We start from the raw sequence: 24,805 nt of genomic DNA, 5'->3' as shown, positions 1-24,805 counted from the left end.
GGGCCTTTTTTTGTAGCGCAGGGAAGCGGGGCCGGCGCGGCCGGCACCGGTGTCAGGCGGCGCCGGCGCGGCGGACCTGGGAGGTGGTGGCGCCGAAGTTGGCCTTGAACGAGCGGCAGAACGCGCTCTTGCTTTCGAAGCCGATCACTTCCGAGATGTCGCCGATCGGCATGCGGGTGTCGCGCACCAGCGCCCAGGAACGGCCGACGCGCAGGCGGTTGGCGTGTTCGAGCGGGGTTTCACCAAAAACCTCGCGATACAGGCGGATCAGGTGGGTGGGCGAATAGTTCGCCACTTCGGCCAGGCTGGTGAGGTCGAGCCGGGTCGAACGGCCGAAGGTGATCAGGTGGCGCACGCGCATCAGGCGCAGCAGTACCTGTTCGCGCCGCTGGCGCGTACGGCCGCTGCAGGCGTCCAGATAGATGCGAACCGGCGCCTGGCTTTCGTGCACGGCCGCGACCAGCGCGCCCAGCGCCGCATCGTTGCGCGCCTGGCCATGCCGGGAAAGACGGGCCACGCGCAGCATCAGGCGGCGGAGCTCGCGACCCGGGCGCACCTGCCAGGGCATCAGCAGGCGGTCGCTGCCGCCGGGCTGGTCGCGCAGGCGGTGTGCCCAAAGGTGCGCGGGCCCGGCGATGCCGATCGCCCCCACCTTGCCCGGCGCCGAAAGCCGCAGTGGACCGTCCTGCCAGGCAAGCAAACGGCCCTTGCCGACGTCGCCCTGGAAAGTTGGCGCCTGGACAACCAGGCTGCCCTGCAGCACCCACCAGGCCGAGGCCCAGCCGGCGGGGAGATCCACCTGCGCGCCGCGCGCGGCGGCAACAACCACGTGGAAGCGTTCGGTGGCCGGCACCACCGCCCCGGCGAAGCCGAGGCGATGGAATTCAGCGGTTGAGAAAAGTGCAGCCGGGCACATCGACAGGCATCCGCGGGGACATTCACCCAGTTTGCACGTGCGCGCGAAGCCGGCATATGCAAAAGGTCATGTCCACGCGGACGTCCACGCGGACAGTTGGCAATGGTTCAGAAAAGCCTGCAAAACAAGGCTTTCCGCGACAACTTCAATCGCAATCCGTGCACACGGCGAAGGCCCTTGCGCGGTCCAAGATGACGCCGTCAGCGACGCCATACTCTCTCTCCAACGGCACGGCGACCCTGGAACCTTTACAGAGTGGGTTCGGGACAAACAGGTTCGTCTTCGCAGACACGGCCCGAATGGATTCGGGCCGTTTTCATTCCTGAACCCGCCAGCGCGCCGCGGCGCGTAGCATGGTGGTATTCGGGAGCGGGAGCGGCACAGTGCGTTCATGCATCAGCCTTGGCCTGGCGGCCTGCCTGGCCGTGTTGTCGGTGGCAGGCGCGACAGCGGCCGTGCCGTCGGCGGGGTCGTCGCTGAACCTGCTGCCGGGCGAGTACCTGTGGACGCCGGAACTGGCGCCGATGGGTCCGGTGCTGGTGCTGGTCAGCATCCCCGAACAGCGTGCCTACGTGTATCGCAACGGCGTGCGCATCGGCGTCGCCACCGCCAGCACCGGCAAACCCGGCTACGACACGCCCACCGGCGTGTTCAGCGTGCTGCAGAAAAAGCGCGAGCACTATTCCAACCTCTACGACGACGCGCCGATGCCCTACATGCAGCGGCTGACCTGGGACGGCATCGCGCTGCACGCGGGGCGGGTGCCAGGTTATCCGGCGTCGCATGGCTGCGTGCGCCTGCCCGACGCCTTCGCCGAAAAGCTCTACGACGTCACCACCCGTGGCATGACCGTGGTGATCACCGACGACCCGGCCCGCGTGCCGATGCTTGCCGATCCCAGCCTGTTCCCGGCAAGCCCGCCACCGGCAACCGTGGGCACGCGCGTGGGCGACCTGTCGCTGCCGGTGCCTGCGGATGCCGGCTTCAGCTGGTTGCCCGGGTTGGCGCCGCCCGGTCAGGTGACCGTGGTGCTCAGCCTTTCAGAGCGGGAAATGGTGGTGATGCGCGAGGGCGTCGAGATTGGCCGCGGCCCGGTGCAGCTGGCCGGCACGCCGCCGGTCGGCACGCGCGCCTACCTGCTGCTTGACGGCGTGCAGCCGGAAGCGGCCCCGTCCTTGCCCGACCGGCCGCGCCGCCGGTGGCTGCGGGTGCTGGGCGACGGTGCCGACGATCCGGCCGGCGTATTGGCGCAGGCGGGCCTGGACGCCGACCCCCGGTTCCTGGCGCGGGTTTATGACACCCTGGTGCCCGGGGCCACGCTGGTGGTCACCGACGAGGCCTTGCGCCGGGCTCCGGCGTTGACCGTGATCGAGGCAGGGGATGAAATCCCTCCGGCCCGGCCCCATAACGAGGGGCAATGACCCTGGAGACCTCCTGATGGCCTTCCTGCGAACCCTGTCCTGCGCCGCCCTGCTGGCCGCCGGTCCGGCGCTGGCCAAACCCACGCTGCTGGAAAAGCTGCAGGCCCAGGCACCCGAAGCCGACGCCCGGGTGCTGGCGCTAGCGCTGCAGGCGCGCGAATGCGCCCTGGCCAGCGCACCCTCGGCCCGCCGGTTGGCCGTGATCGACTATTCGCGGCCGTCCACCGAACCGCGGCTGTGGGTGTTCGACCTCGAACAGGCCCGCCTGCTGTTCGCCGAACACGTGGCCCATGGCCAGGGCAGCGGCGGCAACGTCGCCACCGACTTTTCCAATCGCGAAGGCAGCCACCAGTCCAGCCTGGGCCTGTTCCGCACCGGCGAGACCTACCACGGCGGCAACGGTTATTCGATGCGCATGGACGGCCTCGAGCCCGGCGTCAACGACGCCGCCCGCGACCGGCTGATCGTGATGCACGGCGCGCCCTACGTGAACCCGCTGGCCGCGGTGGCGCAGGGCCGCCTGGGCCGCAGCTACGGCTGCCCCGCGGTGCGCCCGGAAGTGGCGCGCGAGGTCATCGACACCCTCAAGCAGGGCCAGCTGCTGTTCGCGTATTACCCCGACCCGGAGTGGCTGCAGGGTTCGCAATTCCTGGGCTGCGGCAGCGATACGCTGGCGCGTGCAAAAGCCGGGGCCAGCCAGGGCTGACCCCGGCGGGTCTTCAGAAGCGGTAGTCCAGCGAGATGCGGAAGGTGTCGAAATCGACGTCCTGGCGCACTGATTCCAGATAGGCCGGCGAGGTGAAGGTGCTGCCCGGCAGGTAACCGGTGTCGTAGCGCAGGTCGTCGAGGTCGGTCACCAGGTATTCGCCGCGCAGCGACCACTGGTTGCCGAAGTCGAAGGCGTAGCCCAGGCCCCACTCGAATCCGTCGAGGGTGCCCGACTGCCGGCCCAGCTTGAGGTAGCCGCCGTTGCTGGCCACCGAAGCGCTGGCCGTGGCGTCCACCTGCACCCAGCCCGCGCTGGCGAAAAACAGGTGCCGGCCGTCGGCATAGCCAAAGCGCGCGCGCAGCGACCACTTGTCGTCGAGTTCGATGGTGTTGGCGTAGTCGTAGCTCAGCGTCGGCACCGACGGCGCCGGCTGCAGGCCGGTGGCGCGGCTGTCGCTGATGTCGAGCGACGCATAGTCGAGCTCGGCGCCGAGCACGAAGCCGCTGGCGAACTGGTGGTCGTAACCGAACAGCAGGCCGAAGGCGCTGCCGTCCGGCCCGAGGTCCGTGGACCAGGCGGAGCTGACGTCATCGCGCAGTGCCGGGGTTTCGATCGACCACTCGCCGCCCAGGCTGACGTCGGCGCGGGAATCGCCGCTGGCGTGGCCGGCGTGGCCACCGACGTACCAGCCGGTCCAGGCCTGTTCGGCGGCCACCACGGGGGAAGCTGCCAGGCCGAGCAGGGCGAGCAGGGGCAGGGACTTGAACATGGGGAACTCCTAGTGAGGGGAAAGCCCCGCCGGACGCAGCCGGGGGACCTACCAACACACGCAGCGGCGATGCTTGCCGTGTCAGCTTTCTCGGTGTACTGTCCGCACTAGTACAGTATGGACGCACCGCCATGGCCCGAACCCGCCCCCTGATGATCCAGATCGCCACCGGCGATGCCCGCCCGATCAGCAAGCAGATCGTGGACGCCGTCCGCATGCAGGTCGCCACCGGCGGCCTGGCGGTCGGCGACCAGGTGCCCAGCGTGCGCGGCCTGGCGCAGCAGCTTATGGTCAACCCGAATACCGTTGCCAAGGCCTATGCCGAACTCACCGCCGAGGGCTGGCTGGAATCGCGCCAGGGGCTGGGCCTGTATGTGGCCACGCCACGCCAGCGCCTGAGCGACGCCGAACGCGAGCGTCGCTTCGACGAGGCCGTGCATCGGTTCGTCAATGACGTGATCGCGTTGGACATCCCGGCCGCCGACGTGCAGGCGCGCCTGCAGCTGGAACTGCGCGCCCTCCGGCCGCGCAAGCGCGCCTGAGGTGGCCCCGGTGAACGACGACGACCTGGTCATCCAGACCGACGCGCTGGTGAAACGCTACGGCCGCAAGCACGCGCTCGACGGCCTGAGCCTGGCCATCCCGCGCGGCCGCATCCACGCCATCGTCGGCGCCAACGGTGCCGGCAAGTCCACGCTGTTCCGCATCCTGCTCGGCTTCCTGCCGCCGAGCTCGGGGCAGGCGCGCATCCTGGGCGTGGACAGCCAGCAGCTGGGGCCCGCCGACCGCAGTCGCATCGGATTCGTCAACGAGGAGCACACGCTGCCGGGCTGGATGACGGTGGCCGCCGTGACGGCCATGCAGAAAAAGCACTACCCGCGCTGGCGGCAGGCGGCTTTCGACGAGGTGATCGGCCACTACCAGGTCGAACCGGGCCAGAAGGTGAGCCAGCTCTCGCGCGGCGAACGCGCCGGCCTGAACCTGGCGCTCGCGCTGGCGCAGTCGCCGGAGCTGCTGGTGCTCGACGAGCCGACCCTGGGCCTGGACGTGGTCGCCAAGCGCGCCTTCCTCGAATCGCTGCTCTACAGCAATGCGGCCGGCGACTGCACGGTCATCTATTGCTCGCACCAGATGGAGGAGATCGAGCGGGTCGCGGACAACCTGGTCATCCTCGAACGCGGACGCCTGGCGCACATGTCGGCACCCGATGAATTCTGCGAACGCGTGTCGCTTTGGGTGGCCGACATCCCCTTCCAGGGCCCGCCGCCGGAAACGGTGCCCGGCCTCCTGCAGCGCCAGCAGCTCGACGGCCTGCAGCACTATCTGGTGCTGGACCAGGACGAAAGCTTCGCCGGCTTCCTGCGCAGCGTCGGTGCGCGTTCGGTGCAGTCGATGCCGGTGAGCCTGGACCGCGCCGTGAACGGCTTCCTGGCCAAACACCACGCCGCCCCGACGGAGCTTCGCCATGCGTGAACTCTGGCGGGCCGAACTGCTGCGGTTTCGTACCTGGGCCATCGCCGCGGCGATCGTGCACCTGGCCGTGCTGGGATTCTTCGCACGCCTGGTCGATCCCCTGCAGCAGCCCGATTTCGTGCATGCCATCGTCGCCGGCGTGTACTTCGTCGCCGGCCTGCTGCTCGGGCTGTACCAGATGGGAAGCTACCGGCGCCCCAATGCCTGGCTGAACCTGCTGCACCGGCCGCTGCCACCGGGCCGCATCGTCGCGGCGCTGTCGCTGGCCGCCGGCGCGCTGCTGTGCCTGGCCGTCCTGCTGCCGCTTGCGCTGCTCGTCGTCGGGCAATGGGCCTGGACGGCGAGGGTGGTGGACCTGCGCCACGCGGCCCTGCCCCTGGCGGCCGGGATGATCGCCACGGGCGGCTACCTGGCCGGTGCCATCGCGATGCTCAGTACCCGCCGCGTCGCTGCCTTCGCGCTGGTGCCGCCCGCCCTGTGGTTTGCAAGCCAGGCCAACGGCGCCTGGGCGCTGGTGATGCAGGCACTGGTGCTCGCCTGGCTGGCGGCGTGGCTGCGGGTGGTGTTCAAGCCGGACCTGACGGCGCCTCCGCGCACGGCGACAGGCCAGGTGCTGGCGGCGGTGCCGTTGGCCTTCGGTTCCTACGTTCTGCTGGTGATGGCCAGCCTGGGCTACCAGCTGGGCTGGATGGTGATCGGCAACCACCCGCTCAACGGCACGCCGCCCGAAGGCGGCTATGTGCAGGCCAGTCGTGCCGAATCCGGCGAGCTGCTGCTGGCGGGCCTGGCGGGAAGCGAGCATGCCCAGGCGCCGCTATGGCGACAGCAGGTGCCTCTGTCCCACCTGGGTTCGATGGCGCCGGAAATCACGGCGTTTCCGGTCGCGCATGCGCTGACCAATCCGGCGCTCGCCGAGTTCGACGACGCCGGGAATCGCCGCCGCTACACCTTCAGTCATGACGCCGGCCGATTCCTGGGCGTCAATCCGGTCAATCGCGAACGCGAAGGCGTGCTGGGCATCGGGGAAAAGCAGCTGCGTTTTCCTTCGCCGCCGCTGCTGGTCGGCGACGGCCTGATGGCGACGGCGCACGCACTGTACCGCTACGACAGCGATCGCCAGCAGGTCGACGTCGTTCTGGAGCTGCCCCCGACGGAAACACTGGCTGCTTCGCCGGCGGCCACCGGTGAAGCGGTGATGGTGCTGAGCAACCAGGCGCTTTACCTCTACGATGCGCGTGCATTCCGGGCCGGAACCGGTCCGCTTGCGCCGCGCCAGCGCCTGCCGCTTCCGCTCGAGGGAGCACGGCTTGCCCGCATTGACCTGATGGAACTGATCGATGGCGAACTCGTGTCGATCACCGTCGGCCGCGGCAGCATCGATGGTCCGGGCGCGGCCTGGCAGTCGGTCTGGCACTGGCCAGAAGAGGGCGCGCCGGAACAGGTGGCGCGCCGCGACCTGGCGCCCGATTTCCCGCTGCTGCTGCGGCACTACGAGTGGTGGGTGTCCCCGCTTCTGAGTCACGCACGCCTGGCACTGGTGCAGCTGTTCGCCGCGGACAACCCGCTGCAGGCCGGCGGCTCACACCATCGCCCCGTGGCCGCCTGGCTGGCGGCCGGCCTGGCCGCGCTGTTCGCCGCCGCTGGCTCCCTGGCCTGGGGGCGCCGACAGGTGTTGGGACGACGCGCGCGTGCTGTCTGGGTGCTGGCGTGCCTGCTCGTCGGTTTGCCCGGCCTGCTGGCGCAGTGGCTGCTCTACCCGCGGCGCGACCACGCATGAACGGGTGGCGGTGCCTGGCCGGGGGCCTTTTCCTGGCCATTGCCAGCACGGCAGCCCCGGCTGCAGCGGATGGCTGGGCCGAAGCCATCGCCGAAGCGAAGCACTGGCCGGCAGGTCCCGCGATGTCCCGTGAGTCAGCCATGCAAACCGCCGGGCTTGAGCGCAGCCTGCTGTCCCCTGATGGCCGCACCGTGGCCTGGCTGCGTCGCGACCAGGACCAGTCCAGCCTCTGGTGGCGGCCACTGGAGAGCGGTGAACCGGTCCGCCTGTTGCCGCGCGTGGACGACGCCTCCCTGCGCTGGTCGCGGGATGGTCGCTGGCTGTTCGTGCTCACGCCGACCCAGCTGATGGTGTTCGACCGCCAGGCGGCAGGGACCGGCGAGATCCTCGCGCGCTGGCAGGACCGCCATTCACGCGCGCTGCTCGACACCGACGCCGGCAAACCCGACGCGGTGCTGCTGCGCGAACAGTCGCCGGATGGCGCGACGCCCTGGCGGTCTTCGGTATGGCGATGGCGCGCCAATGGCGATGCAGCGATGCTGCATGAAAGCGACGCCCCGATCCTGGACGTGCTGCTGACCCCGCATGGCAGCCTGGCCTGGCTGCGACAGGCGGAAGCCGCCCGCCACGTGGTTTACCAGGCCGACGACCAGGGCCGCCTGCACGAACGCTTCGATTGCACGAACCTGCACCGCTGCCGCCTGCTTGCCGGCGACGGCACTGCCGGGCTTTGGCTTCAAGGCGACCTGGGCGCCGACCTGCAGCAGCTGCAGCGCTATTCGCCCGGGCACGGCGTCGCCGCGGTCGCCATGGACCCGCGCAGCGAAGCAGACCTGGACGAGGTCGTGTTCGATCGCCGGACCGGCGAACCCGCGCTCCTGGCCTGGCGCAGCACCCGGCCGCACTGGCTGGCCCGGGATCCCGGCGTGCAGCAGGCGCTGGCGCGACTTGAGCGGGCGCTGCCAAACAGTGACCTGTCCCTGCAGCTTGGGCCCTCGGCAACGGCGCCGTGGTGGGTGGAGCAGCGCACGGCGTCAGCGGCCGGCGTACGCACCTGGCGTTTCGATCCGTCATCCGGGCGCCTTGAATCCGTCGACCTGGTTCCGGACGCGAACGCACCGTCGCAGCCACCGCGACGACCGATAAGCTGGACGGCGTCCGATGGCCGTCAACTGCATGGTTTCCTGACCCTGCCGGCAGGGCGTGACGCGTCGAAGGCACCGCTGGTGGTGCTGGTGCACGGCGGCCCCTGGTCGGCGGCGCGTCCGGGCCATTCGCCCTTCGTCGCTTTTCTTGCCAGCCGCGGCGTGGCGGTGTTCGAACCCAATTTCCGAGGTTCCACCGGCTTGGGGCGCGAGCTGATGCTGTCGCCCGGAGGCGACTTCGGCAACGGCCGGGTGCAGCGGGACATCGACGAAGGAACGCGGGCCGCCCTGTCGCAGGGCGTCGGCGATCCGCAGCGGGTCGCCATCGTGGGGGCGTCGTTCGGCGGCTATTCCGCACTGCTGGGCGTGACGTTCTCGCCGCAGCTTTATCGCCTGGCGCTGGCGGCGGTACCGCCGGCCGATTTCGGCTGGACCCTGCGCTGGGCCGTGCGCAGCAGCGACCTGAGCCTGCAGGCGGGCGTGCCGCTTGCGACGACTTTCGCCCTGCTCGGCCTCGACCCCGAAGACCCGGGCGTGACCGATCGCCTGGCGAGGCAGTCACCGCAGGAGAACGCGGAGCGGCTGACGCGTCCCGTATTGCTGTTCGCCGGGGGCCGCGACGAACGCGTGGCATTCCGCAGTGTCAGCCACTATGCGGCGACGCTGGCGCTGCTGGGCAAGGACGTCAGCCTGTTCGTCGAGCCGGATGCCGGCCATGGCATGGACGCACCCCTCGCCCGCGAAGCCTGGCTCTACCTGGTGGAAGCCGCCCTGCATCGCCATCTGGATTCCGACGTGCCCGCGCCACCGTCGCCGGCGCTCGAAGCCTACCTGAAGCGTTCGCTGCGACTGCGAGGTTCGGCGCTGCCGGGTCCGCCCTGATCGGGCGCTTGCGGCACAATGCCGCCATGAACAAACGCTGCCTCCGGACGTATCCATTTGCGCTGGCCTTCCTGCTGCTGGCCGGACCGGCCCTGGCCGTGCCGCCGGTCGTACCGGAGGCGGACGACGTGCCGATGCTCGAAACCCTGGTCGTCAGCGGCGTGCAGCCCGGCCCCGGGCTGTGGAAGGTGTCGCGCGACGGCAACGTCATGTGGGTGCTGGGAACCCTGACGCCGCTTCCCAAGCGCATGGAGTGGAACTCGGACGAGGCCAGGGAGCGCATCGCGGCCTCCGGCCTGGTGCTGCTGTCGCCCAGGGTGAGCATCAGCACCCGGGGCGGGGCGCTGGGCGGCATGTTCCTGCTGCCTTCGGCCCTGCGTGCCCGCAACAACCCCGACAAGCAGCAGCTGGAAGACGTACTGCCGGCTGCCGACTACGCCCGCTGGCAGGTGCTGAAGGCGCGCTACCTGGGGCGCGACCGCGGCGTCGAAAAACGCCGCCCCATCGCTGCCGCGATGGAACTGCGCGAAGAAGCCTTCGACCGCAGCGACCTGTCCTGGCGCGACGTGGTCGGACGCGAGGTGAAGCGGGCCGCCGGGCGCAGCGGCGTGCCCTTCGAACAGCCAACGGTCACCCTGCGGGTCGAAAACGCCCGCGCCGCGCTCAAGGAGTTCAGCCGCAACGAACTGGACGACCTTGAATGTTTCCGCCTCACGCTCGACCAGGTCGAGCGTGACCTCGACACGCTGGCGACGCGGGCCAACGCCTGGGCGATGGGCGAAGTGGCGATGCTGCAGGACCTTCCCTACACCGACAACAGCCAGGCCTGCACCGAAGCCCTGCTGGAGACTTCCCTGGCGCAAAATCGTGGCCTGACCGACCTGCCGGCCCGGGTCGAAGCCACATGGCTGGCCGCGGCCAAGGGCGCGCTGGCTGAACATCGGGAGAGTTTCGCCGTCCTGCCCATGTCGCGGGTCATCGGCGAACGCAGCTACCTGCGCGTGCTGGAACAGGCGGGGTACAGCGTCGAAGCGCCCGGAGACAGCAAGGCGTCGGATTGAAAAAGGGTTGGCGCGCCTGGAGGGATTCGAACCCCCGACCAATGGCTTCGGAAGCCACTACTCTATCCGGCTGAGCTACAGGCGCCCGGAGGCGGATTATGCCACGCCGGGCAGATCAACCGCAGCCCCGGCTGCGCGACCCGGAGGGGTCAGTCAGAAGATCGACCAGCCCGTGAGCTCGGTGAAGCGGGCCAGTGCCGCCGTGCCGGCCAGTGAGTTGCCGCGTTCGTCCAGGCCCGGCGACCAGACGGCCAGGGCCAGTGCGCCCGGCACCACCGCGGCAATGCCGCCGCCGACGCCGCTCTTCGCCGGCAGGCCGACGTGGAAGGCGAAGTCACCGGCGGCGTCGTAGGTGCCGCAGGTGAGCATCAGGGAATTGATGCGCCGGGCCCGCACCGGGCTGATGACCTGCACGCCCGTGCGCCGGCAGCGGCCGCCGTCGGCCTGGTGCAGGAAGGCCAGGGCCAGGTCTTCGCAGCTCATGGCGATCGCGCATTGCCGGAAGTAGAAGTCCAGAACGTCTTCCACGGGCTGCTCGATGTTGCCGAAGCTGCGGATGAAATTGGTGAGCGCGGCGTTGTGGAAGCCAGCCAGGGCTTCGGATTCGGCCACGTCCGTGTCCACGCCGATGTCCGGGTTGCCGGCCCGTTCCCGGATGAACGCCAGCAGCGCGTCCAGGCCGTCGCGGCGCTTGGACAGCACCACGTCGGCCACCACCAGCGCACCGGCGTTGATGAACGGATTGCGTGGAATGCCGCACTCGTCCTCAAGCTGGACCAGCGAATTGTAGGGGCTGCCCGAAGGCTCCCGCCCGACGCGCTGCCACAGGTCGCCACCCAGGGCGTCGAGCGCCATGCTGAGTGAAAACACCTTGGAAATGCTCTGGATCGAAAATGGCGTGCCGGCGTCGCCGATCGAGAACCGGCGGCCGTCCAGGGTCGCCACCGCCATGCCGAAACGTTCGACCGGCACCTGTGCCAGGCGCGGGATGTAGGACGCCACCTTGCCTTGCGAAACCAGCGGCCTCACGTCCTCGGCGATGCGCGCCAGCAGCGCGTCGAAATCCGTTCCGGCGATGGTCTCGGAAACCTCTGCTCTCACGGGCCAGGCCACATTGGAGGGGGTCGGCGATTATGACACGCAGGTCCGTTTGCTCCGCCGGACGCAGGGCTTGCGACCGGAATCGTGCAAGGGGCCACGTTTCCGGGGCTGCACTTATGTGACGCTGGCACTAACGTATGCCCGATGCCACCCCGCCACATGCCGACCCCACCAGTCCGGACGTGAACGCCGACCACGCGTTCCTGGCCAGCCTGCTGCTGCACCCCTCGCGACGCGCCCTGATGGTGCTCGACGCCCAGGGGCGGGTGATCGTGGGCAATGACCGGGCCCGCAGCCTGGTCGGGGGCCAGCTCGAGGCCGACCTGCGTGCGGCCCTGGCCGACGGCATGCGCCAGCTGGCCGGGCACCCGGACCGGGAAATCCACCACCGCCACGAAACGCCCCAGTACACGCTCGACTGCCTGCTGCGCGCGGCCACCGGCGCCGACGGCACGATCCTGGGTTACACCATCAGCGTGTTCAGCCTGGACGAAGCCCCCGACCTGGCCGAGTCGCCGGATCGCGCCCGCTGGCGCTTCGCCCTGGAAAACGCCCAGGACGGCCTGTGGGACTGGGACGCCGAACGTGACCAGGTCTATCGCTCGGGCCGCTGCTTCACGATGCTCGGCTACGCGCGCGATGCCTTCGCCGGCAGCTTCGACGCCTGGCAAACCCTGATCCACCCCGATGACCGCCCGCGCATGAAGGTGGCGCTGCACGCCCACCTCACCGGCGAGCGCGAGAACTACATCGTCGATTACCGCGTGCGCGACGCCAACGGGCGCTGGCGCTGGGTGCTCGATCGCGGCCGCGCCATCACCTGGGACAACGCCGGCCGCCCGCAGCGCGTGGTCGGCACCCACACCGACATCCACGACTACAAGCAGATCGAAGCCCAGCTGCGCGAGCGCGAACTCATCCTCAACCAGGCCCAGCACGTGGCCCACCTGGGCAACTGGAGCTGGGACCCGGAAAACGACAAGCTGTGGTGGTCGGACGAGCTGTACTGGATCGTCGGACTGTCCAACAAGCAGGCGCCGCCCAAGTTCCGCAACCAGCGCCACCTGTTCACGCCCGAATCCTACGAGAAGCTGCACGCGGCGTCGGTGGCGCTGCTCAAGCAGGCCAAGCCGTACGCGCTGGAAGTGGTGATGCTGCGCCCCAGCGGCGAACGCCGCATCGTGCAGGCGCGCGCCGAGGCGATTCTCGACGACGACGGGCGGGTGCAAAGCCTGGTCGGCGTGCTGCACGACATCACCGAACAGCGCCAGGCCGAGGAAAACTCCCGCTGGCGCAACGACCTGCTCGACCGCATCGCCGCCATGGGCCGCATCGGCGGCTTCGAGCTGTTCGTGGAAACCGGCGAACTGCACTGGACCGACGAAAACTACCGCATCCACGGCATCGAGCCGGGCACGCCGCTGCGCTTCGAAGACACGCTGCCCAACTACACGCCCGAGTCGGCGCAGAAGCTGCAGGTGGCCTTCCAGCGCATGGTCAGGGAACACCTGCCCGAGCAAAGCGCCGACCTGTGTTACATGACCCCGGACGATCGCCGCATCTGGCTGCGCGTCACCGGCAGCCTGGAGCTGCGCGAGGGCAGGCCCTACCGCATCACCGGCCTGACCCAGGACATCACCGAAGAACACGAAGCCGGCGAGCGCATCGAACAGCTTGCCCACTACGACACGCTGACCGGGTTGCCCAACCGCTTCCTGTTCCGCCAGCGTGCGGAAGAATCGATCGAACTCGCGCGCCGCAACCAGCAGCCGCTGGCGCTGCTGTTCCTGGACCTGGACCGCTTCAAGCACGTCAACGACACCCAGGGCCACGAGGCCGGCGACCTGCTGCTGCAGGAAATCGCCGGGCGCCTGCGCCAGTGCGTGCGCGCCTCGGACCTGGTGGGCCGGCTGGGCGGCGACGAGTTCCTGGTGCTGCTGCGCGAGATCGCCCGCCCCGAGGACGCCGCGGTGGTGGCGCGCAAGATCATCGAAGCGGTGGGCCGGCCGATCAACCTGGCCCACGGCGAGGCGCAGGTGGGCTGCAGCATCGGCATCGCCCTGCTGGGCGAGAACAGCCCCGATCTCGAATCGATGCTGCGCGCCGCCGACACCGCGATGTACGCGGCCAAGGACGCCGGCCGCAATACCTTCCAGTTCTACAACGCCAGCTTCTACGAGCGGGTGCAGCGCCGGGTGACGCTGGAACAGGAGCTGCGCCAGGCGCTGGCGCGCAAGGAACTGCACCTGGCCTTCCAGCCCACCGTTTCGATGAAGGACAACGGCATCGCCTGCATCGAAGCCCTGCTGCGCTGGACCACCGCGTCGGGCGAGTCGCGTTTCCCCAGCGAATTCATTCCCGTCGCCGAAGACTGCGGCGAGATCCTGCCGATCGGCCGCTGGGTGCTGGGCGAAGCCTGCCGGCAGGCGCGGCGTTGGCACGAGGCCGGGCTGCAGTTCGGCCGCATCGCGGTCAACGTGTCGGCCCTGCAGCTGCGCGACCCGGATTTCGGCAGCCAGGTCCTGGAGGCCTGCGCCCGCGAGCAGTGGCCCACCGACCGGCTGGTGCTGGAAATCACCGAATCGGCGCTGATGCGCGAAAGCGAAGTGCTGCGCAACACCTTCGCGCTGTTCAAGACCAATGGCATCTCGCTGTCGATCGACGATTTCGGCACCGGTTTTTCAAACCTGGGCTACCTGCATCGTTTCCCGCTGCGCAATCTGAAGATCGACCGCAGCTTCGTCAGCCGCATGGACACCACGCCAAACATGCTCGAACTCACCCACGCGGTGGTCAGCCTGGGCCATGCCCTGGGGCTGAGCGTGGTGGCCGAAGGCGTGGAAACCGAAAACGTGCTGCAGCTGCTGCGCCAGCAGGGCTGCGACGAAGCCCAGGGTTACCTGTTCACGCGGCCGCTGGCCGCCGACGAAATGGCGACCTGGCTGGCGGCGCAGGCCTAGGCCCGCGCCGCCGCGCCGGCTATCGGTTGGGCGGCGAATAAACCGCGGCGTGGATGCAGGAAAAAATGCTGATCACGAACCAGCCGAAAGGCAGCAGCGACAGCGTCACCAGCCAGGTGATGGCGAAGGCCAGGCAGGCCAGCACGAACCAGGTGATCGCCCAGAGGATGCGGCCCTGCACCAGCTGGCCCAGTCCCGGCACGAAGAAGCTGCAGATGGCGGCGATGACGTTGCCGGTGGAACCCTGTCCTGCGCTCATGCTTGCGACCTCGTGTTGGGGGAGTCAGCTTGAACAATGGGGACATCGCCCGGCGGCTTCAAGTGCGCTGCCCGGCGACAGGGCGCTCTGCTAGGCTTCGCGCCATGTCCCGACTCCCCGAACCGACGCCCGCCGGGGCGCCGACGCCGGCCTGGCGCGTGCGCCTGCACCTGTACTGGCTGCTGATCCGCGGCGACCGCCCGGTCGGCATCCTGCTGCTGCTGTGGCCGACCTGGTGGGCGCTGTGGCTGGCGGCCGAAGGCCTGCCGCCCTGGCACCTGCTGCTCATCTTCAGCGCCGGCGTCTGGCTGACGCGTTCGGCCGGCTGCGTCATCAACGACTACGCCGACCGCTGGCTGGACCCGCAGGTCGAACGCACCCGCCAGCGGCCCCTGGCCACCGGCGCGGTCAGCCCGCGCGAGGCGCTGGCTCTGTTCGTGGTGATGATGCTCGTGGCCTTCGGGCTGGTGCTGCTCACCAACACGCTGACAATCCTGCTGAGCATCGCAGGCGCCTTCCTGGCCGCGACCTACCCGTTCCTGAAACGCCACACCTACCTGCCGCAGGTCTACCTGGGCGTCGCCTTTGGCTGGGGCATCCCGATGGCCTTCGCGGCCGTGCAGGACACGGTGCCGCCGCTGGCCTGGCTGCTGTTCCTGGGCAACCTGCTGTGGACCACCGGTTACGACACCTGGTACGCCATGGTGGACCGCGAGGACGACCTCAGGGCCGGGTCCAAGTCCACCGCCATCCTCTTCGGCGACGCCGACCTGGTGGCCCAGGGCCTGCTTTACGCCGGCTTCGTCTGGGCGATGTGGCTGGTCGGCGGCCGGGCCGGGCTGGGCATCTTCTATTACGTGGCGCTGGCCGTGGCCGTGGTGCTGGTGCTGCGCCAGTTCTGGATCGCACGCGACCGCGCCCGCGGGAATTGTTTCGAAGCCTTCATCTCGAACCAGTGGGTGGGACTGGCGATTTTCGCCGGCATCGCCGGCCATTACGCCCTGGGTTGACCGGCAAAACCTAGGCCCGCGCGGCCACCCGCAGGTCCACCCGCGCCACGCCGGCACGGCGCAGCAGCCGGGCGGCTTCGGCCAGGGTGGCGCCGGTGGTCATGACGTCATCGAACAGGGCCACGTGGGCGGGCAGGGCAATGCCGGGCGCCAGCCGGAAGGCGCCGCGCACATTGCCACGCCGCGCCCGGGCGTCGAGCTCGGACTGCGGCGCCGTGGCCCGGCCGCGCTGCAGAGCATCGGCCAGCAGCGGCAGGGCCAGGGACCTGGCCAGCGGCCGGGCCAGTTCCAGCGCCTGGTCGTAGCCGCGCTGGCGCAGGCGGCTGCGGTGCAGCGGAATGGGCAGCAGCGCCGCCGGCCGCGCTGCACCGGCCAGTCCCTCGGCCAGCAACCCCGCCAGCAGGCGGCCGGCGGCGAGGTCGCCGTGGAACTTGAGCCGTGGCAGCAGCCGGTCCAGCGGCGGCGCATAACAAAAAACCGCCTGCGTGCTGGCCTGGGCTGGCCGGCTGCCCAGGCAGCGGCCACAGCGCGGCGCCGGGCGCGGCAGGGGCAGGCCGCAGCGGGCGCAGGCGGCGTGGTTCCAGGGCAGGTCGCGGCGGCAGGCCGGGCACAGGTCGAGGCCGCCGCTGCCGGGCTCGGTGCATACCAGGCAGCGCCAGGGCAGCAGCGCCGGACCGAGACCGGCGAAAAATTCGGCTAGCGCCCGGCGCACGGAACGTGATCCTGTTCACGGAAGACAGGTTCGGGTCCGGCGTAGCGTCGGCGTCCCGGTATCCCCCCGACCGGGGCCGGGCCGTCAACTTCCAGGGGTGGGTTTTGGTTGACAGGGTGGGGCATGGCCAACAGACTGCCGCTCTTCATTTTCCCGCAGCATCAGGGAATGCCCATGCCTGCCGTCATCCGTAACGACTGGTCGCGCGAGGAAGTCCTCGCCCTCTTCGACCTGCCTTTCCCCGAACTGCTTTTCCGCGCCGCCACCGTGCACCGCGAGCGTTTCGACCCGGCCGAAGTGCAGGTCTCGACGCTGCTGTCGGTCAAGACCGGTGGCTGTCCGGAAGACTGCGCCTACTGCCCGCAGGCCGCGCGCTACCACACCGGTGTCGAAGCCACGAAGCTGATGGACACCGAGTCGGTGCTTGAACGCGCCCGCGCCGCCAAGGCCGCCGGCGCGTCGCGCTTCTGCATGGGCGCCGCCTGGCGAAGCCCGAAGGACCGCGACATCCCGAAGGTCGCCGAGATGATCCGCGAGGTGAAGGCCCTGGGCCTGGAAACCTGCGCCACCCTGGGCATGCTCAAGGGCGAGCAGGCCAGGACCCTGCGCGCCGCCGGCCTGGACTACTACAACCACAACCTCGACACCGCGCCCGAGTTCTACGGCGATGTCATCAAGACCCGCGATTACCAGGACCGCCTGGACACGTTGGAACACGTGCGCGACGCCGGCATGAAAACCTGCTGCGGCGGCATCGTCGGCATGGGCGAGTCGCGCGCGCAGCGCGCCGGCCTGCTGCAGGCCCTGGCCAACCTGCCGGCGCACCCGGATTCGGTGCCGATCAACCGCCTGGTGCAGGTCGAAGGCACGCCCCTGGCCGGAACCGCCCTGCTTGATCCGTTCGAGTTCGTACGCACCATCGCCGCCGCCCGCATCATGATGCCGGCTTCGATGGTGCGGCTGTCGGCGGGCCGCGCCGAAATGAGCGAGGAGCTGCAGGCGATGTGTTTCCTGGCGGGCGCGAACTCCATCTTCTACGGCGAAAAGCTGCTGACCACCGGCAACCCGGACGTGGCCGCCGACCAGGCCCTGTTCGAACGCCTGGGCCTGCGGCCGATGCCGGTGGTGCACGAATCGAAAACCGTGCACGCCGACATCGTCGAGCCCGCCGCCGGCTGCGCCGCCTGAGATGTCGCGCATCCGGTTCACCGACCGCGTAAACCTGGCCCGCGCCGACCGCACGGCGCGCGACGCGCTCCGGCCCCGGCGCGAGATCGAAGGCCGTGAAGGCGCCCGCGTGCTGGTCGACGGCCGCCAGCTGACCAGCTTCTGCGGCAACGACTACCTGGGCCTGGGCCAGCACCTGGACGTGGTGTCGGCCATGCAGGAAGCCGCGGCCTGGCACGGCGTCGGCAGCACCGGTTCGCCGCTGGTCACCGGCCACCACGCCGAACACGCCCGCTTCGAGCGCGAAATGGCCGAATGGCTTGGTTACGAGCGCGCGCTGTTCTTCGGCAGTGGTTACCAGGCCAACCTGGCGGTGATGCAGTCGCTGCTGGAAGCCGGCGACACCTGCGTGCAGGACAAGTTGAACCACGCCTGCCTGATCGACGGCGCCCGCCTGGCCGGCTGCGAACTCAAGCGTTATCCGCACGCCGACGTCGAAGCCGCGATGCGCCAGCTGATGGCCCGCCGCGACGGCGCGGCGATGCTGGCCACCGACGGCGTCTTCAGCATGGACGGCGATGCCGCGCCGCTGGCCGACCTGGCCCTGGTGGCGCGCGCGCAGGACGCCCTGCTTTACGTGGACGATGCCCACGGCATCGGCGTGCTCGGCCCGGAAGGCCGCGGCAGCCTGGCCGTGGCCGGCCTGGGCGCCCGCGAAGTGCCGCTGCTGCTGGTGCCGCTGGGCAAGGCTTTCGGCGGCCAGGGCGCAGTGCTTCTGGGCAGCGATGCGCTGATCGGCCATGTTGCTGAAACCGCGCGTCCCTACCTGTTCTCCACGGCGCCGGCCCCGGCGATGGCCGCCGCCATGCGCGCCAGCCTGCGCCTGATCCGCAAGGAATCCTGGCGCCGCGCCAAGCTCGCTTCGGTGGTCATGCGCTTCCGTCGCGGTGCCTCCGCGCGTGGCCTGCCGCTGCAGGAATCGTTCACCCCGATCCAGCCGATCGTGCTGGGCGACAACGCTTCCGCCCTGGCCGCCGCGCGCGCGCTGGAAGAACGCGGCTACCTGGTCACCGCCATCCGGCCGCCCACCGTGCCCGAAGGCCAGGCGCGACTGCGGGTCACCCTGTCGGTGGACCACGGCGAAGCCGACGTCGACGGCCTGCTGGCCGCACTTTCCGAAGCGGTGAAGCCCGCGGCCGACCCGGTCCCGGCATGAGCCTGTTCCACGCCGTCCGTGGCCAGGGCCAGCCCCTGGTGCTGCTGCATGGCTGGGCCATGCACGCAGGTATTTTCGGGCCGCTGTCCGAGGCCCTGGCCGATCACTTCGAATTGCACCTGATTGACCTGCCGGGTCATGGCCGCAGCGCCGATGCCGGCGTGGCGCTGACGCTGGACGCCGCCGCCGACGCGGTCGCTGCCCTCGTGCCGGCGCGTGCGCTGTGGCTGGGCTGGTCGCTCGGGGGCCTGGTGGCGCTGCAGGCGGCGGCACGAATTCCCGAACGCGTGCGCGGCCTGGTGATGCTGGCCGCCAGCCCGCGCTTCGTGCGCGGCGAAGACTGGCCGGCGGGCATGGACCCGTCGGTGTTCCGCGGCTTCGGCAGCGAACTGGGCCGCGACTACCGCGGCACGCTCGACCGTTTCCTCATGCTCGAAGCCCAGGGCTCGGACCACGTGCGCGAAGAACTGCGCCTGCTGCGCGCGGAAGTTTTCGCCCACGGCGAGCCCGGCGCCGGCGTGCTGTGCGAAGGCCTGCGCCTGCTGGAAGAAAGCGACCTGCGCGCGGCCTTGCCCGGCCTGGCCATGCCCAGCCTGTGGCTGGCCGGCCGGCGCGACCGGCTGGTGTCGCCGGCGGCCATGCAGGCCGCGGCGGCGCTGGCGCCCGACGCGCGTTTCCACCAGGTGCAGCATGGCGGCCACGCGCCCTTCCTGACCCATGCCGATGAAGTGGCCGGCGCGCTGCGCGACTTCGCTCGGGACTGCCCGCCGTGAGCGGCGTGTTCGACCGCCGCCAGCTGCGCCGCGCCTTCGGCCGGGCCGCGCCGAACTATGCGGCCGTGGCCGCGCTGCAGCGCGAAGTCGAAACGCGCCTGCTCGAACAGCTCGATTACCTCGACGACCGCCAGCCCGCCCGCATCCTGGACCTGGGCAGCGGCCCCGGCCGCGCCGCCGGCGCGATGAAAAAGCGCTGGCCCAAGGCCGAGGTGCTGGCCCTGGACGCCGCGCTGCCGATGCTGCGCGAAGTGCCGCGGCACACGCGCTTCTGGCGCCCGGTGAAGCGGGTCTGCGCCGACGTCACCGCGCTGCCGCTGGCCGACCAGTGTGCGGACGTGATTTTTTCCAGCCTGTGCCTGCAGTGGGTGGAAGACCTGCCAACGGTGCTGGCCGAATTCCGGCGCGTGCTGCGGCCCGACGGCCTGCTGCTGTTTTCGACCTTCGGCCCGGGCACGCTGGCCGAACTGCGCGAAGCCTACGAAGCCGTTGGCGAAGTGCCGCCGCTGTCGCCCTTCGCCGCCATCCAGCAGGTCGGCGATGCGCTGCTGGCGGCCGGCTTCAAGGATCCGGTGATCGACCGCGACAACTACACGCTGACCTACCCCGACCTGCGTTCGCTGATGCGCGAATTGCGGGCCATCGGCGCCAGCGACGCCCGCCATGATCGCGCCCGCGGCCTGGGCGGACGCCGTCGCCTGCAGCAGGTCACCGCTGCCTACGAAACCCAGCGCCGCGGCGAGGTCCTGCCCAGCACCTGGGAAGTGATCACGGCACAGGCGTGGGGCCCCGCGCCCGGTGCGCCGCGCCGGTCGGGCGGCGCCGACCTCGCCAGTTTCCCGGCCGACCGCATCCCGCTGCGCCGCCGCTAGCCCGGCGACGGCGCTAGACTGCGCCCGACCTTTTGAGTTGGAGATCCGACATGCGCCATTTCCGCCTGCCAACGCTCGCCATGGCCATCGCGCTCACGCTTACCGCCTGCATGGCGCCCACCAGCCGGGAGGTCCGCCCCGTGGATGACGAACCGCTGCTCGACAAGGACTGGCGCCTGCTCAGCGCGCCCGACGGCCGTACCCTGCCGACCCAGGGCGCGGGCTCGGCGATGCTGCGTTTCTCCGCAGCGCGCTTTTCCATGACCGGCCCCTGCAATACCCACGGCGGCGGCTGGTCGCGTAGTGGCGACCAGGTGAAGCTGGGCGGCGAAGACGGCATCTTCAGCACCAAGCGCGGCTGCCCCGGCGAGCTGATGAAGCGCGAGTCGGACCTGCTCAGCGCCTTCGCGCAGCCGCTGCGCGCCGAGTTCAGCGGCACCCAGCTGCGCCTGGTCACGGCCGACGGCGCGCGCTGGACCTTCGACAGCCAGGACATACCCACCAGCGCGGGCCGCGAACGCATCGTGCTGGTGTCGGGCGAGCGCAAGCCCTGCACCGGCGCCGGCGCCATGTTGTGCCTGCAGGTGCGCACCGAACCCGGCGCGCCCTGGCAGCACTACTACGGCGACATCGAAGGCTTCAGCTGGCAGGAAGGCGTTGACTACGTGCTGCGCATCCGCGAATACACCGTCGCCAACCCGCCCGCCGACGGCAGCTCGCGCCGCTGGGTGCTCGAGGAAATCCTGGAACGCAGCCGCTGAGTCCGGCCTAGCGGACAACCCGGAAGATGACGCGGCCTTCGTAGGGTTCGCCCAAAGGCACGAGCCGGAAGCCCAGCGGCGCAGCGCGCTCCACCAGCACCGGGAACATCGGCTGCTTGGTCACCCAGATCGCGTCTTCGCGTTCGAGCAGTTCGCCGGCGAAGCTTGAGTCGAACTCGGCGCCGTACAGCTCGCGCGGCCGCGGTTCCAGTGACACCTTTTCGACCGCGACGCCCATGTGCAGGTGCAGGCCGTAGCGCGCCATGTCCTCGACGAACACGACTTCCTCTACCTGGTGGTCGACGCGCGAATCAAGCGCTTCGGCCCAGCGGCCGGCGTCCTTGTTCGACGGCCACAGCGCGCTGGCCAGGCGCAGGCCGAGCAGCACGATCACCCAGACCGCGATCCAGCGGATGCGCGGCAGGGAACGCCCTTCGGCCAGCCACTGCCGCGCCACCAGCACCGCGATAGGAACGAACAGCGGCAGCACGTAAAGCGGCAGGCGCGAGCGCGCGATGCAGAAGACCAGCAGGGGCAGCAGCACCCAAAGCCACAGCGCCAGCAGCGGCGCGTCCTGGCGGCGGCTCGCGGCGTCGCGCCAGGCCTTCAGCCGGCCCGCTGCACTACGCAGCGCGCGCCAGGCCACGGCGGTCCAGGGCAGGGTGCCCAGCACCAGCGTCGGCCCGTACACCAACAGCCAGCCGTACCATTCGGGGTTGCGGTGCAGCTTGTCGCTGGCGATGCGCGCCACGACTTCGGTGCCCAGGAAATAAGCCAGCAGGCCTTCATGCCGCAGCACCACCACCAGGTACCAGGGCAGGGCCAGCGCCGCGAACAGCAGGGCCCCGGCCCACCAGGCCCGCGTGCCGCGCCGGTCGCCGGCGGGCGCCAGCCACATCATCGCCACCACGGCCAGCAGCGGCAGCAGCGCCGGCGGCCCCTTGGTCATGAAGGCGGCGGCGAAACTCACCCACATCAGCAGCAGCCACCGCCCGGCCCGTTCGTGCGGGCCGAAGCGTGATTCGACCCAGGCCCACATGGCCAGGCCCTGGAAGGCGGCAAGCACGAAGTCGGTGGTGATCAGGTTGGCCGCGCCGAAGGGCAGCAGCATCGTCGCGTAGGCCAGGGCCGCCATGTTTTCGCTGCCGGGCTGCAGCCGCCGCGCGACGCGCCAGGCCAGCCAGGTGCAGGCCAGGAAAGCCAGGGCCGCCGGCAGCCGCGCCGACCACGGGTGCGGTCCGAACGTGGCGATGCTGGCCGCGATGGCCCAATAGGTGACCGGGGGTTTGGTCCAGTGCCCGGATTCGTGGTGCCGGGACAGGTCGATGAAGTTGCCGCTGTCGAGCATGGTCAGCGCGACATTGGTGTAGCGGCCTTCATCGGGGTCCCAGATGGCGCGCGCGCCCATCAGCCCGAAAGCCAGCACCAGCGCCACGACGATGACCCGGAAGCCGGGCGAGCGCAGCATGGCGCGAAGGCCGGCCATCTACTTCGAAACCTGCGCGACCCAGTCTTCCAGGTTGTAGTAGTTGCTGACGCGGGCGATCAGGCCGTCGCGCACGTCGAAGAAGGCGCCGCCTGGCAGCACGTACTTCTGGCCGCTGGCCGGGGGCAGGCCTTCGTCGTCGGCCAGGTACTCGCCGTGCACCACGTATTCGGCGGCGGCGCGGTCGCCGGCTTCATTGGCCATCACCACGATGTCGCGCAGCTGTTCGCGGTAGCAGCGGTCCATGCGGGCCAGGAAGGTGGTGAACGCCTCCTTGCCGGTTTCGCGCTTGCCCTGGTTGATGTCGTGGGCAATGTCGTCGGCAAGCAGGTCGAGCATGGCCGCCGTGTCGCCGCGGTTGAAGGCGGCGTAATAGGCCAGCACCAGTTCGATGGCGCGGTCGGATTGGCGGGTGCCGTCGACGATCATGGCTTTCCTCGGTTCACCAGGGCAGGGCGTCGAGATCGACGTTGCCTCCTGAAAGGATAAGCCCCACGCGCTTGCCGGCGAAGTGCCCCGGATATCGGCGCACGGCCGCCAGCACGGTGGCCGATGACGGTTCGATGACCTGCTTGAGCCGCGTCCAGGCTTCGCGCATGGCCGCCAGCACTTCGGCGTCGGACACCAGCAGCACGGTGACGCCGTGTTCGCGCAGCAGCGCCAGGTTTGGCGTGCCCAGGGTGGCGCGCAAGCCGTCGCAGATCGTGTCGGGTACCAGGTCGGTGACGTGCCGGCCCTGGCGCAGCGATTCAAAAGCGTCGGCGGCGCCTTCGGGTTCGGCGGCGAACACGGCCAGGCCGGGCTGGCCGGCCGCGGCGGCGATCGCGCTGCCGCCGGCCAGACCGCCGCCGCCCAGGGGCACGACCAGGGCGTCGAGCGGGCCGGCTTCCGACAGCAGTTCCAGCGCCGCCGTGCCCTGGCCGGCGATCACATGGGCATTGGTGTAGGGATGAACTAGGGTGGCGCCGGTCTGTTGCTGCAGGCGCGCAGTGGTGGCCTCCCGCGCGGCCAGCGTCGGCGCGCAGCGGTGGATGGTGGCGCCCTGCGCCTCGATGTTGGCCAGCTTCGACGCCACCGCGCCTTCGGGCACCACCACGTGGGCGGGGATGCCACGCACGCGCGCGGCCATGGCCAGCGCGGCGCCGTGGTTGCCGGATGAGTGGGTGAGCACGCCGCGCGCGGCCGCGGCTTCGTCCAGGGCCATCACCGCATTGCAGGCACCGCGGAACTTGAAGGCGCCGACGTGCTGCAGGTGTTCTGCCTTGAACAGCAGGGTGGCCCCGGCCCAGCGGTCGAGGTCGGCCGAGTGCAGCACCGGCGTGCGCACCGCGTGCGGGGCGATGCGTGCGGCCGCGGCCAGCACGTCGTCGAAAACAGGGGTCGGGTTCGGCATTGGCAGGGCTTCAGGGAGCACGTGCTAGCCTAGCAAAAGTCTGCAGTTTCCCCGGATTTTTGCTTTATGACCCAGCTCCGAGGCGATGGCCACGTCCATCTCGCCGATTACCGCGCGCCTGCCTGGCGCATCCCCCAGGCCGAGCTCCAGTTCGAACTCGATCCCGCCGCCACCATCGTGGCCGCGCGGCTTTGCCTGTCCCCGGATCCTGCCCAGCCCGGGCAGCCGCTGGAGCTGGACGGCGAAGGCCTGGAGTTGCTTGAAATCACCCTCGACGGCCAGCCCCTGGCGCCCGGTCGCTACGACTACGACGGCCACCGGCTGGTCGTGCGTGGCCTGTCCGGCGACTGCGAGCTGGCGACCCGCGTGCGCATCCACCCGGCCGACAACACCCGGCTCGAGGGCCTGTACCGCAGCGGTGACCTGCTGCTGACCCAGTGCGAAGCCCAGGGTTTCCGCCGCATCAGCTTCATGGCCGACCGGCCCGACGTGATGCCGCGCTGGCGCATCGTGCTGCGCGCCGATCGCAAGGCTTTCCCGGTGCTGCTGGCCAACGGCAACCCGCTGGCCAGCCAGGACCTGGGCGACGGCCGCCACGAGGCCAGCTGGGAAAACCCGCACCCGACGCCGGCCTACCTGTTCGCCATCGCCGCCGGTCCGCTGGAGAAAGTGAGCCAGCGCCTGCGCACGGCCGAAGGCCGCGAGGTCGAGATCAACATCTGGGCCGAACCCGGCGACGTGGCGCGCTGCCAGTACGCGCTGGGCGCGGTCGAACGCGCGCTGCGCTGGGACGAACAGCGTTTTGGCCGCTGCTACGACCTGGACGTGTTCAACGTCGTCGCCGCCCAGGACTTCACGATGGGCGCGATGGAAAACAAGGGCCTGAACATCTTCAACACCAAATACGTGCTGGCCAACCCGCGCGTGGCCACCGATGTTGAC

Annotated in this window: 23 protein-coding genes and 1 tRNA gene; 15 read left to right on the top strand and 9 right to left on the bottom strand. The window is 70.1% G+C overall.

Annotated elements, in window-relative coordinates:
* Positions 1 to 52 precede the first annotated feature (52 nt).
* Entirely contained in the window at positions 53 to 853 is an 801-nt protein-coding gene (locus AACZ35_RS02755; protein WP_339825786.1) for a helix-turn-helix transcriptional regulator, read from the bottom strand.
* A gap of 446 nt (positions 854 to 1,299) precedes the next feature.
* On the opposite strand from AACZ35_RS02755, the gene AACZ35_RS02750 reads away from it, so the two are divergent.
* Together AACZ35_RS02750 and AACZ35_RS02745 are read left to right on the top strand one after the other, a co-directional pair.
* Positions 1,300 to 2,337, top strand: a complete 1,038-nt coding sequence (locus AACZ35_RS02750; protein WP_339825784.1) for a L,D-transpeptidase — start codon at positions 1,300 to 1,302, stop codon at positions 2,335 to 2,337.
* Between the two features lie 16 nt (positions 2,338 to 2,353).
* Positions 2,354 to 3,043: a murein L,D-transpeptidase catalytic domain family protein gene (locus AACZ35_RS02745; RefSeq protein WP_339825781.1), complete on the top strand. Its 690-nt coding sequence runs from the start codon at positions 2,354 to 2,356 to the stop codon at positions 3,041 to 3,043.
* A gap of 13 nt (positions 3,044 to 3,056) precedes the next feature.
* Here AACZ35_RS02745 and AACZ35_RS02740 read toward each other — a convergent pair whose 3' ends face one another.
* Entirely contained in the window at positions 3,057 to 3,815 is a 759-nt protein-coding gene (locus tag AACZ35_RS02740) for an outer membrane beta-barrel protein (protein ID WP_339825778.1), read from the bottom strand.
* A 131-nt stretch (positions 3,816 to 3,946) separates the two neighbouring features.
* On the opposite strand from AACZ35_RS02740, the gene AACZ35_RS02735 reads away from it, so the two are divergent.
* From AACZ35_RS02735 to AACZ35_RS02715, 5 genes are all read left to right on the top strand, one after another.
* Complete coding sequence (locus tag AACZ35_RS02735) at positions 3,947 to 4,357, top strand: GntR family transcriptional regulator (RefSeq protein ID WP_339825775.1); 411 nt, start codon at positions 3,947 to 3,949, stop codon at positions 4,355 to 4,357.
* 10 nt (positions 4,358 to 4,367) lie between these two features.
* Complete coding sequence (locus AACZ35_RS02730; protein WP_339825772.1) at positions 4,368 to 5,288, top strand: ABC transporter ATP-binding protein; 921 nt, start codon at positions 4,368 to 4,370, stop codon at positions 5,286 to 5,288.
* Positions 5,281 to 7,065 carry a hypothetical protein gene (locus AACZ35_RS02725; protein WP_339825769.1) on the top strand — a complete coding sequence of 595 codons (1,785 nt, stop codon included), beginning with the start codon at positions 5,281 to 5,283 and terminating at the stop codon, positions 7,063 to 7,065. The genes AACZ35_RS02730 and AACZ35_RS02725 overlap by 8 nt, the downstream gene beginning before the upstream one ends.
* Before the next feature lie 122 nt (positions 7,066 to 7,187).
* Positions 7,188 to 9,092: an alpha/beta fold hydrolase gene (locus tag AACZ35_RS02720; protein ID WP_339825767.1), complete on the top strand. Its 1,905-nt coding sequence runs from the start codon at positions 7,188 to 7,190 to the stop codon at positions 9,090 to 9,092.
* Between the two features lie 26 nt (positions 9,093 to 9,118).
* Positions 9,119 to 10,153 (top strand): TraB/GumN family protein, encoded by a 1,035-nt coding sequence (locus tag AACZ35_RS02715; RefSeq protein ID WP_339825764.1) that lies wholly within the window; start codon positions 9,119 to 9,121, stop codon positions 10,151 to 10,153.
* 8 nt (positions 10,154 to 10,161) lie between these two features.
* On the opposite strand, the gene AACZ35_RS02710 is transcribed toward AACZ35_RS02715, so the two are convergent.
* Positions 10,162 to 10,238: transfer RNA gene (locus AACZ35_RS02710), tRNA-Arg, on the bottom strand.
* A gap of 68 nt (positions 10,239 to 10,306) precedes the next feature.
* Positions 10,307 to 11,254, bottom strand: a complete 948-nt coding sequence (locus AACZ35_RS02705) for a glutaminase (protein ID WP_339825762.1) — start codon at positions 11,252 to 11,254, stop codon at positions 10,307 to 10,309.
* Between the two features lie 137 nt (positions 11,255 to 11,391).
* Between AACZ35_RS02705 and AACZ35_RS02700 the strand changes: the two genes are divergently transcribed.
* Positions 11,392 to 14,214, top strand: a complete 2,823-nt coding sequence (locus AACZ35_RS02700) for an EAL domain-containing protein (RefSeq protein WP_339825759.1) — start codon at positions 11,392 to 11,394, stop codon at positions 14,212 to 14,214.
* 19 nt (positions 14,215 to 14,233) lie between these two features.
* Here AACZ35_RS02700 and AACZ35_RS02695 read toward each other — a convergent pair whose 3' ends face one another.
* Entirely contained in the window at positions 14,234 to 14,473 is a 240-nt protein-coding gene (locus AACZ35_RS02695) for a hypothetical protein (RefSeq protein ID WP_339825756.1), read from the bottom strand.
* 104 nt (positions 14,474 to 14,577) lie between these two features.
* On the opposite strand from AACZ35_RS02695, the gene ubiA reads away from it, so the two are divergent.
* On the top strand, positions 14,578 to 15,483 hold the full coding sequence (gene ubiA / locus AACZ35_RS02690) for a 4-hydroxybenzoate octaprenyltransferase (RefSeq protein WP_339825753.1): 906 nt from the start codon (positions 14,578 to 14,580) through the stop codon (positions 15,481 to 15,483).
* A 10-nt stretch (positions 15,484 to 15,493) separates the two neighbouring features.
* Here ubiA and AACZ35_RS02685 read toward each other — a convergent pair whose 3' ends face one another.
* A complete protein-coding gene (locus tag AACZ35_RS02685) occupies positions 15,494 to 16,195 on the bottom strand; it encodes a ComF family protein (protein WP_339825750.1) in 702 nt (233 codons plus the stop codon).
* A 174-nt stretch (positions 16,196 to 16,369) separates the two neighbouring features.
* Here AACZ35_RS02685 and bioB point away from each other — a divergent pair, with 174 nt between their 5' ends.
* The 5 genes from bioB to AACZ35_RS02660 are packed head-to-tail and all read left to right on the top strand — an operon-like array spanning position 16,370 to position 20,984.
* Positions 16,370 to 17,383, top strand: coding sequence for a biotin synthase BioB (gene bioB, locus AACZ35_RS02680; RefSeq protein ID WP_339825747.1), 1,014 nt, complete (start codon positions 16,370 to 16,372; stop codon positions 17,381 to 17,383).
* A gap of 1 nt (position 17,384) precedes the next feature.
* Positions 17,385 to 18,578 carry an 8-amino-7-oxononanoate synthase gene (gene bioF / locus AACZ35_RS02675; protein ID WP_339825744.1) on the top strand — a complete coding sequence of 398 codons (1,194 nt, stop codon included), beginning with the start codon at positions 17,385 to 17,387 and terminating at the stop codon, positions 18,576 to 18,578.
* A gap of 2 nt (positions 18,579 to 18,580) precedes the next feature.
* Positions 18,581 to 19,351, top strand: coding sequence for a pimeloyl-ACP methyl ester esterase BioH (bioH, locus tag AACZ35_RS02670; RefSeq protein ID WP_339825792.1), 771 nt, complete (start codon positions 18,581 to 18,583; stop codon positions 19,349 to 19,351).
* A complete protein-coding gene (gene bioC, locus AACZ35_RS02665; RefSeq protein ID WP_339825741.1) occupies positions 19,348 to 20,223 on the top strand; it encodes a malonyl-ACP O-methyltransferase BioC in 876 nt (291 codons plus the stop codon). The genes bioH and bioC overlap by 4 nt, the downstream gene beginning before the upstream one ends.
* 50 nt (positions 20,224 to 20,273) lie before the next feature.
* Positions 20,274 to 20,984 (top strand): META and DUF4377 domain-containing protein, encoded by a 711-nt coding sequence (locus AACZ35_RS02660; protein WP_339825738.1) that lies wholly within the window; start codon positions 20,274 to 20,276, stop codon positions 20,982 to 20,984.
* 7 nt (positions 20,985 to 20,991) lie between these two features.
* Here the strand turns inward: AACZ35_RS02660 and AACZ35_RS02655 are convergent, their stop codons facing one another.
* The 3 genes from AACZ35_RS02655 to AACZ35_RS02645 all read right to left on the bottom strand — a co-directional run bounded on the left by AACZ35_RS02655 (position 20,992) and on the right by AACZ35_RS02645 (position 23,863).
* Positions 20,992 to 22,332, bottom strand: coding sequence for a glycosyltransferase family 39 protein (locus tag AACZ35_RS02655; RefSeq protein ID WP_339825789.1), 1,341 nt, complete (start codon positions 22,330 to 22,332; stop codon positions 20,992 to 20,994).
* 138 nt (positions 22,333 to 22,470) lie between these two features.
* Positions 22,471 to 22,899, bottom strand: coding sequence for a ketosteroid isomerase-related protein (locus AACZ35_RS02650; RefSeq protein ID WP_339825734.1), 429 nt, complete (start codon positions 22,897 to 22,899; stop codon positions 22,471 to 22,473).
* A 13-nt stretch (positions 22,900 to 22,912) separates the two neighbouring features.
* Positions 22,913 to 23,863, bottom strand: a complete 951-nt coding sequence (locus AACZ35_RS02645) for a pyridoxal-phosphate dependent enzyme (RefSeq protein ID WP_339825732.1) — start codon at positions 23,861 to 23,863, stop codon at positions 22,913 to 22,915.
* A 66-nt stretch (positions 23,864 to 23,929) separates the two neighbouring features.
* Between AACZ35_RS02645 and AACZ35_RS02640 the strand changes: the two genes are divergently transcribed.
* Positions 23,930 to 24,805: M1 family aminopeptidase (locus AACZ35_RS02640; RefSeq protein WP_339825730.1), on the top strand; the 876-nt coding region annotated here is incomplete at its 3' end.

The organism is uncultured Arenimonas sp., from assembly GCF_963976025.1.
Classification (GTDB): Bacteria; Pseudomonadota; Gammaproteobacteria; order Xanthomonadales; family Xanthomonadaceae; genus Arenimonas.
This window is presented reverse-complemented; position numbering and strand designations above follow the sequence as displayed.

What these genes read in the sequence shown, in the direction of transcription:
- AACZ35_RS02725 (WP_339825769.1), top strand. Translation starts at nt 5,281, where the DNA reads ATGCGTGAACTCTGGCGGGCCGAACTGCTGCGGTTTCGTACCTGGGCC.
- AACZ35_RS02655 (WP_339825789.1), bottom strand. Translation starts at nt 22,332, where the DNA reads ATGCTCGACAGCGGCAACTTCATCGACCTGTCCCGGCACCACGAATCC.
- AACZ35_RS02645 (WP_339825732.1), bottom strand. Translation starts at nt 23,863, where the DNA reads ATGCCGAACCCGACCCCTGTTTTCGACGACGTGCTGGCCGCGGCCGCA.
- AACZ35_RS02735 (WP_339825775.1), top strand. Translation starts at nt 3,947, where the DNA reads ATGGCCCGAACCCGCCCCCTGATGATCCAGATCGCCACCGGCGATGCC.
- AACZ35_RS02700 (WP_339825759.1), top strand. Translation starts at nt 11,392, where the DNA reads ATGCCCGATGCCACCCCGCCACATGCCGACCCCACCAGTCCGGACGTG.
- bioF (WP_339825744.1), top strand. Translation starts at nt 17,385, where the DNA reads ATGTCGCGCATCCGGTTCACCGACCGCGTAAACCTGGCCCGCGCCGAC.
- AACZ35_RS02715 (WP_339825764.1), top strand. Translation starts at nt 9,119, where the DNA reads ATGAACAAACGCTGCCTCCGGACGTATCCATTTGCGCTGGCCTTCCTG.
- ubiA (WP_339825753.1), top strand. Translation starts at nt 14,578, where the DNA reads ATGTCCCGACTCCCCGAACCGACGCCCGCCGGGGCGCCGACGCCGGCC.
- AACZ35_RS02740 (WP_339825778.1), bottom strand. Translation starts at nt 3,815, where the DNA reads ATGTTCAAGTCCCTGCCCCTGCTCGCCCTGCTCGGCCTGGCAGCTTCC.
- AACZ35_RS02695 (WP_339825756.1), bottom strand. Translation starts at nt 14,473, where the DNA reads ATGAGCGCAGGACAGGGTTCCACCGGCAACGTCATCGCCGCCATCTGC.
- AACZ35_RS02720 (WP_339825767.1), top strand. Translation starts at nt 7,188, where the DNA reads ATGTCCCGTGAGTCAGCCATGCAAACCGCCGGGCTTGAGCGCAGCCTG.
- AACZ35_RS02650 (WP_339825734.1), bottom strand. Translation starts at nt 22,899, where the DNA reads ATGATCGTCGACGGCACCCGCCAATCCGACCGCGCCATCGAACTGGTG.
- bioB (WP_339825747.1), top strand. Translation starts at nt 16,370, where the DNA reads ATGCCTGCCGTCATCCGTAACGACTGGTCGCGCGAGGAAGTCCTCGCC.
- AACZ35_RS02745 (WP_339825781.1), top strand. Translation starts at nt 2,354, where the DNA reads ATGGCCTTCCTGCGAACCCTGTCCTGCGCCGCCCTGCTGGCCGCCGGT.
- AACZ35_RS02660 (WP_339825738.1), top strand. Translation starts at nt 20,274, where the DNA reads ATGCGCCATTTCCGCCTGCCAACGCTCGCCATGGCCATCGCGCTCACG.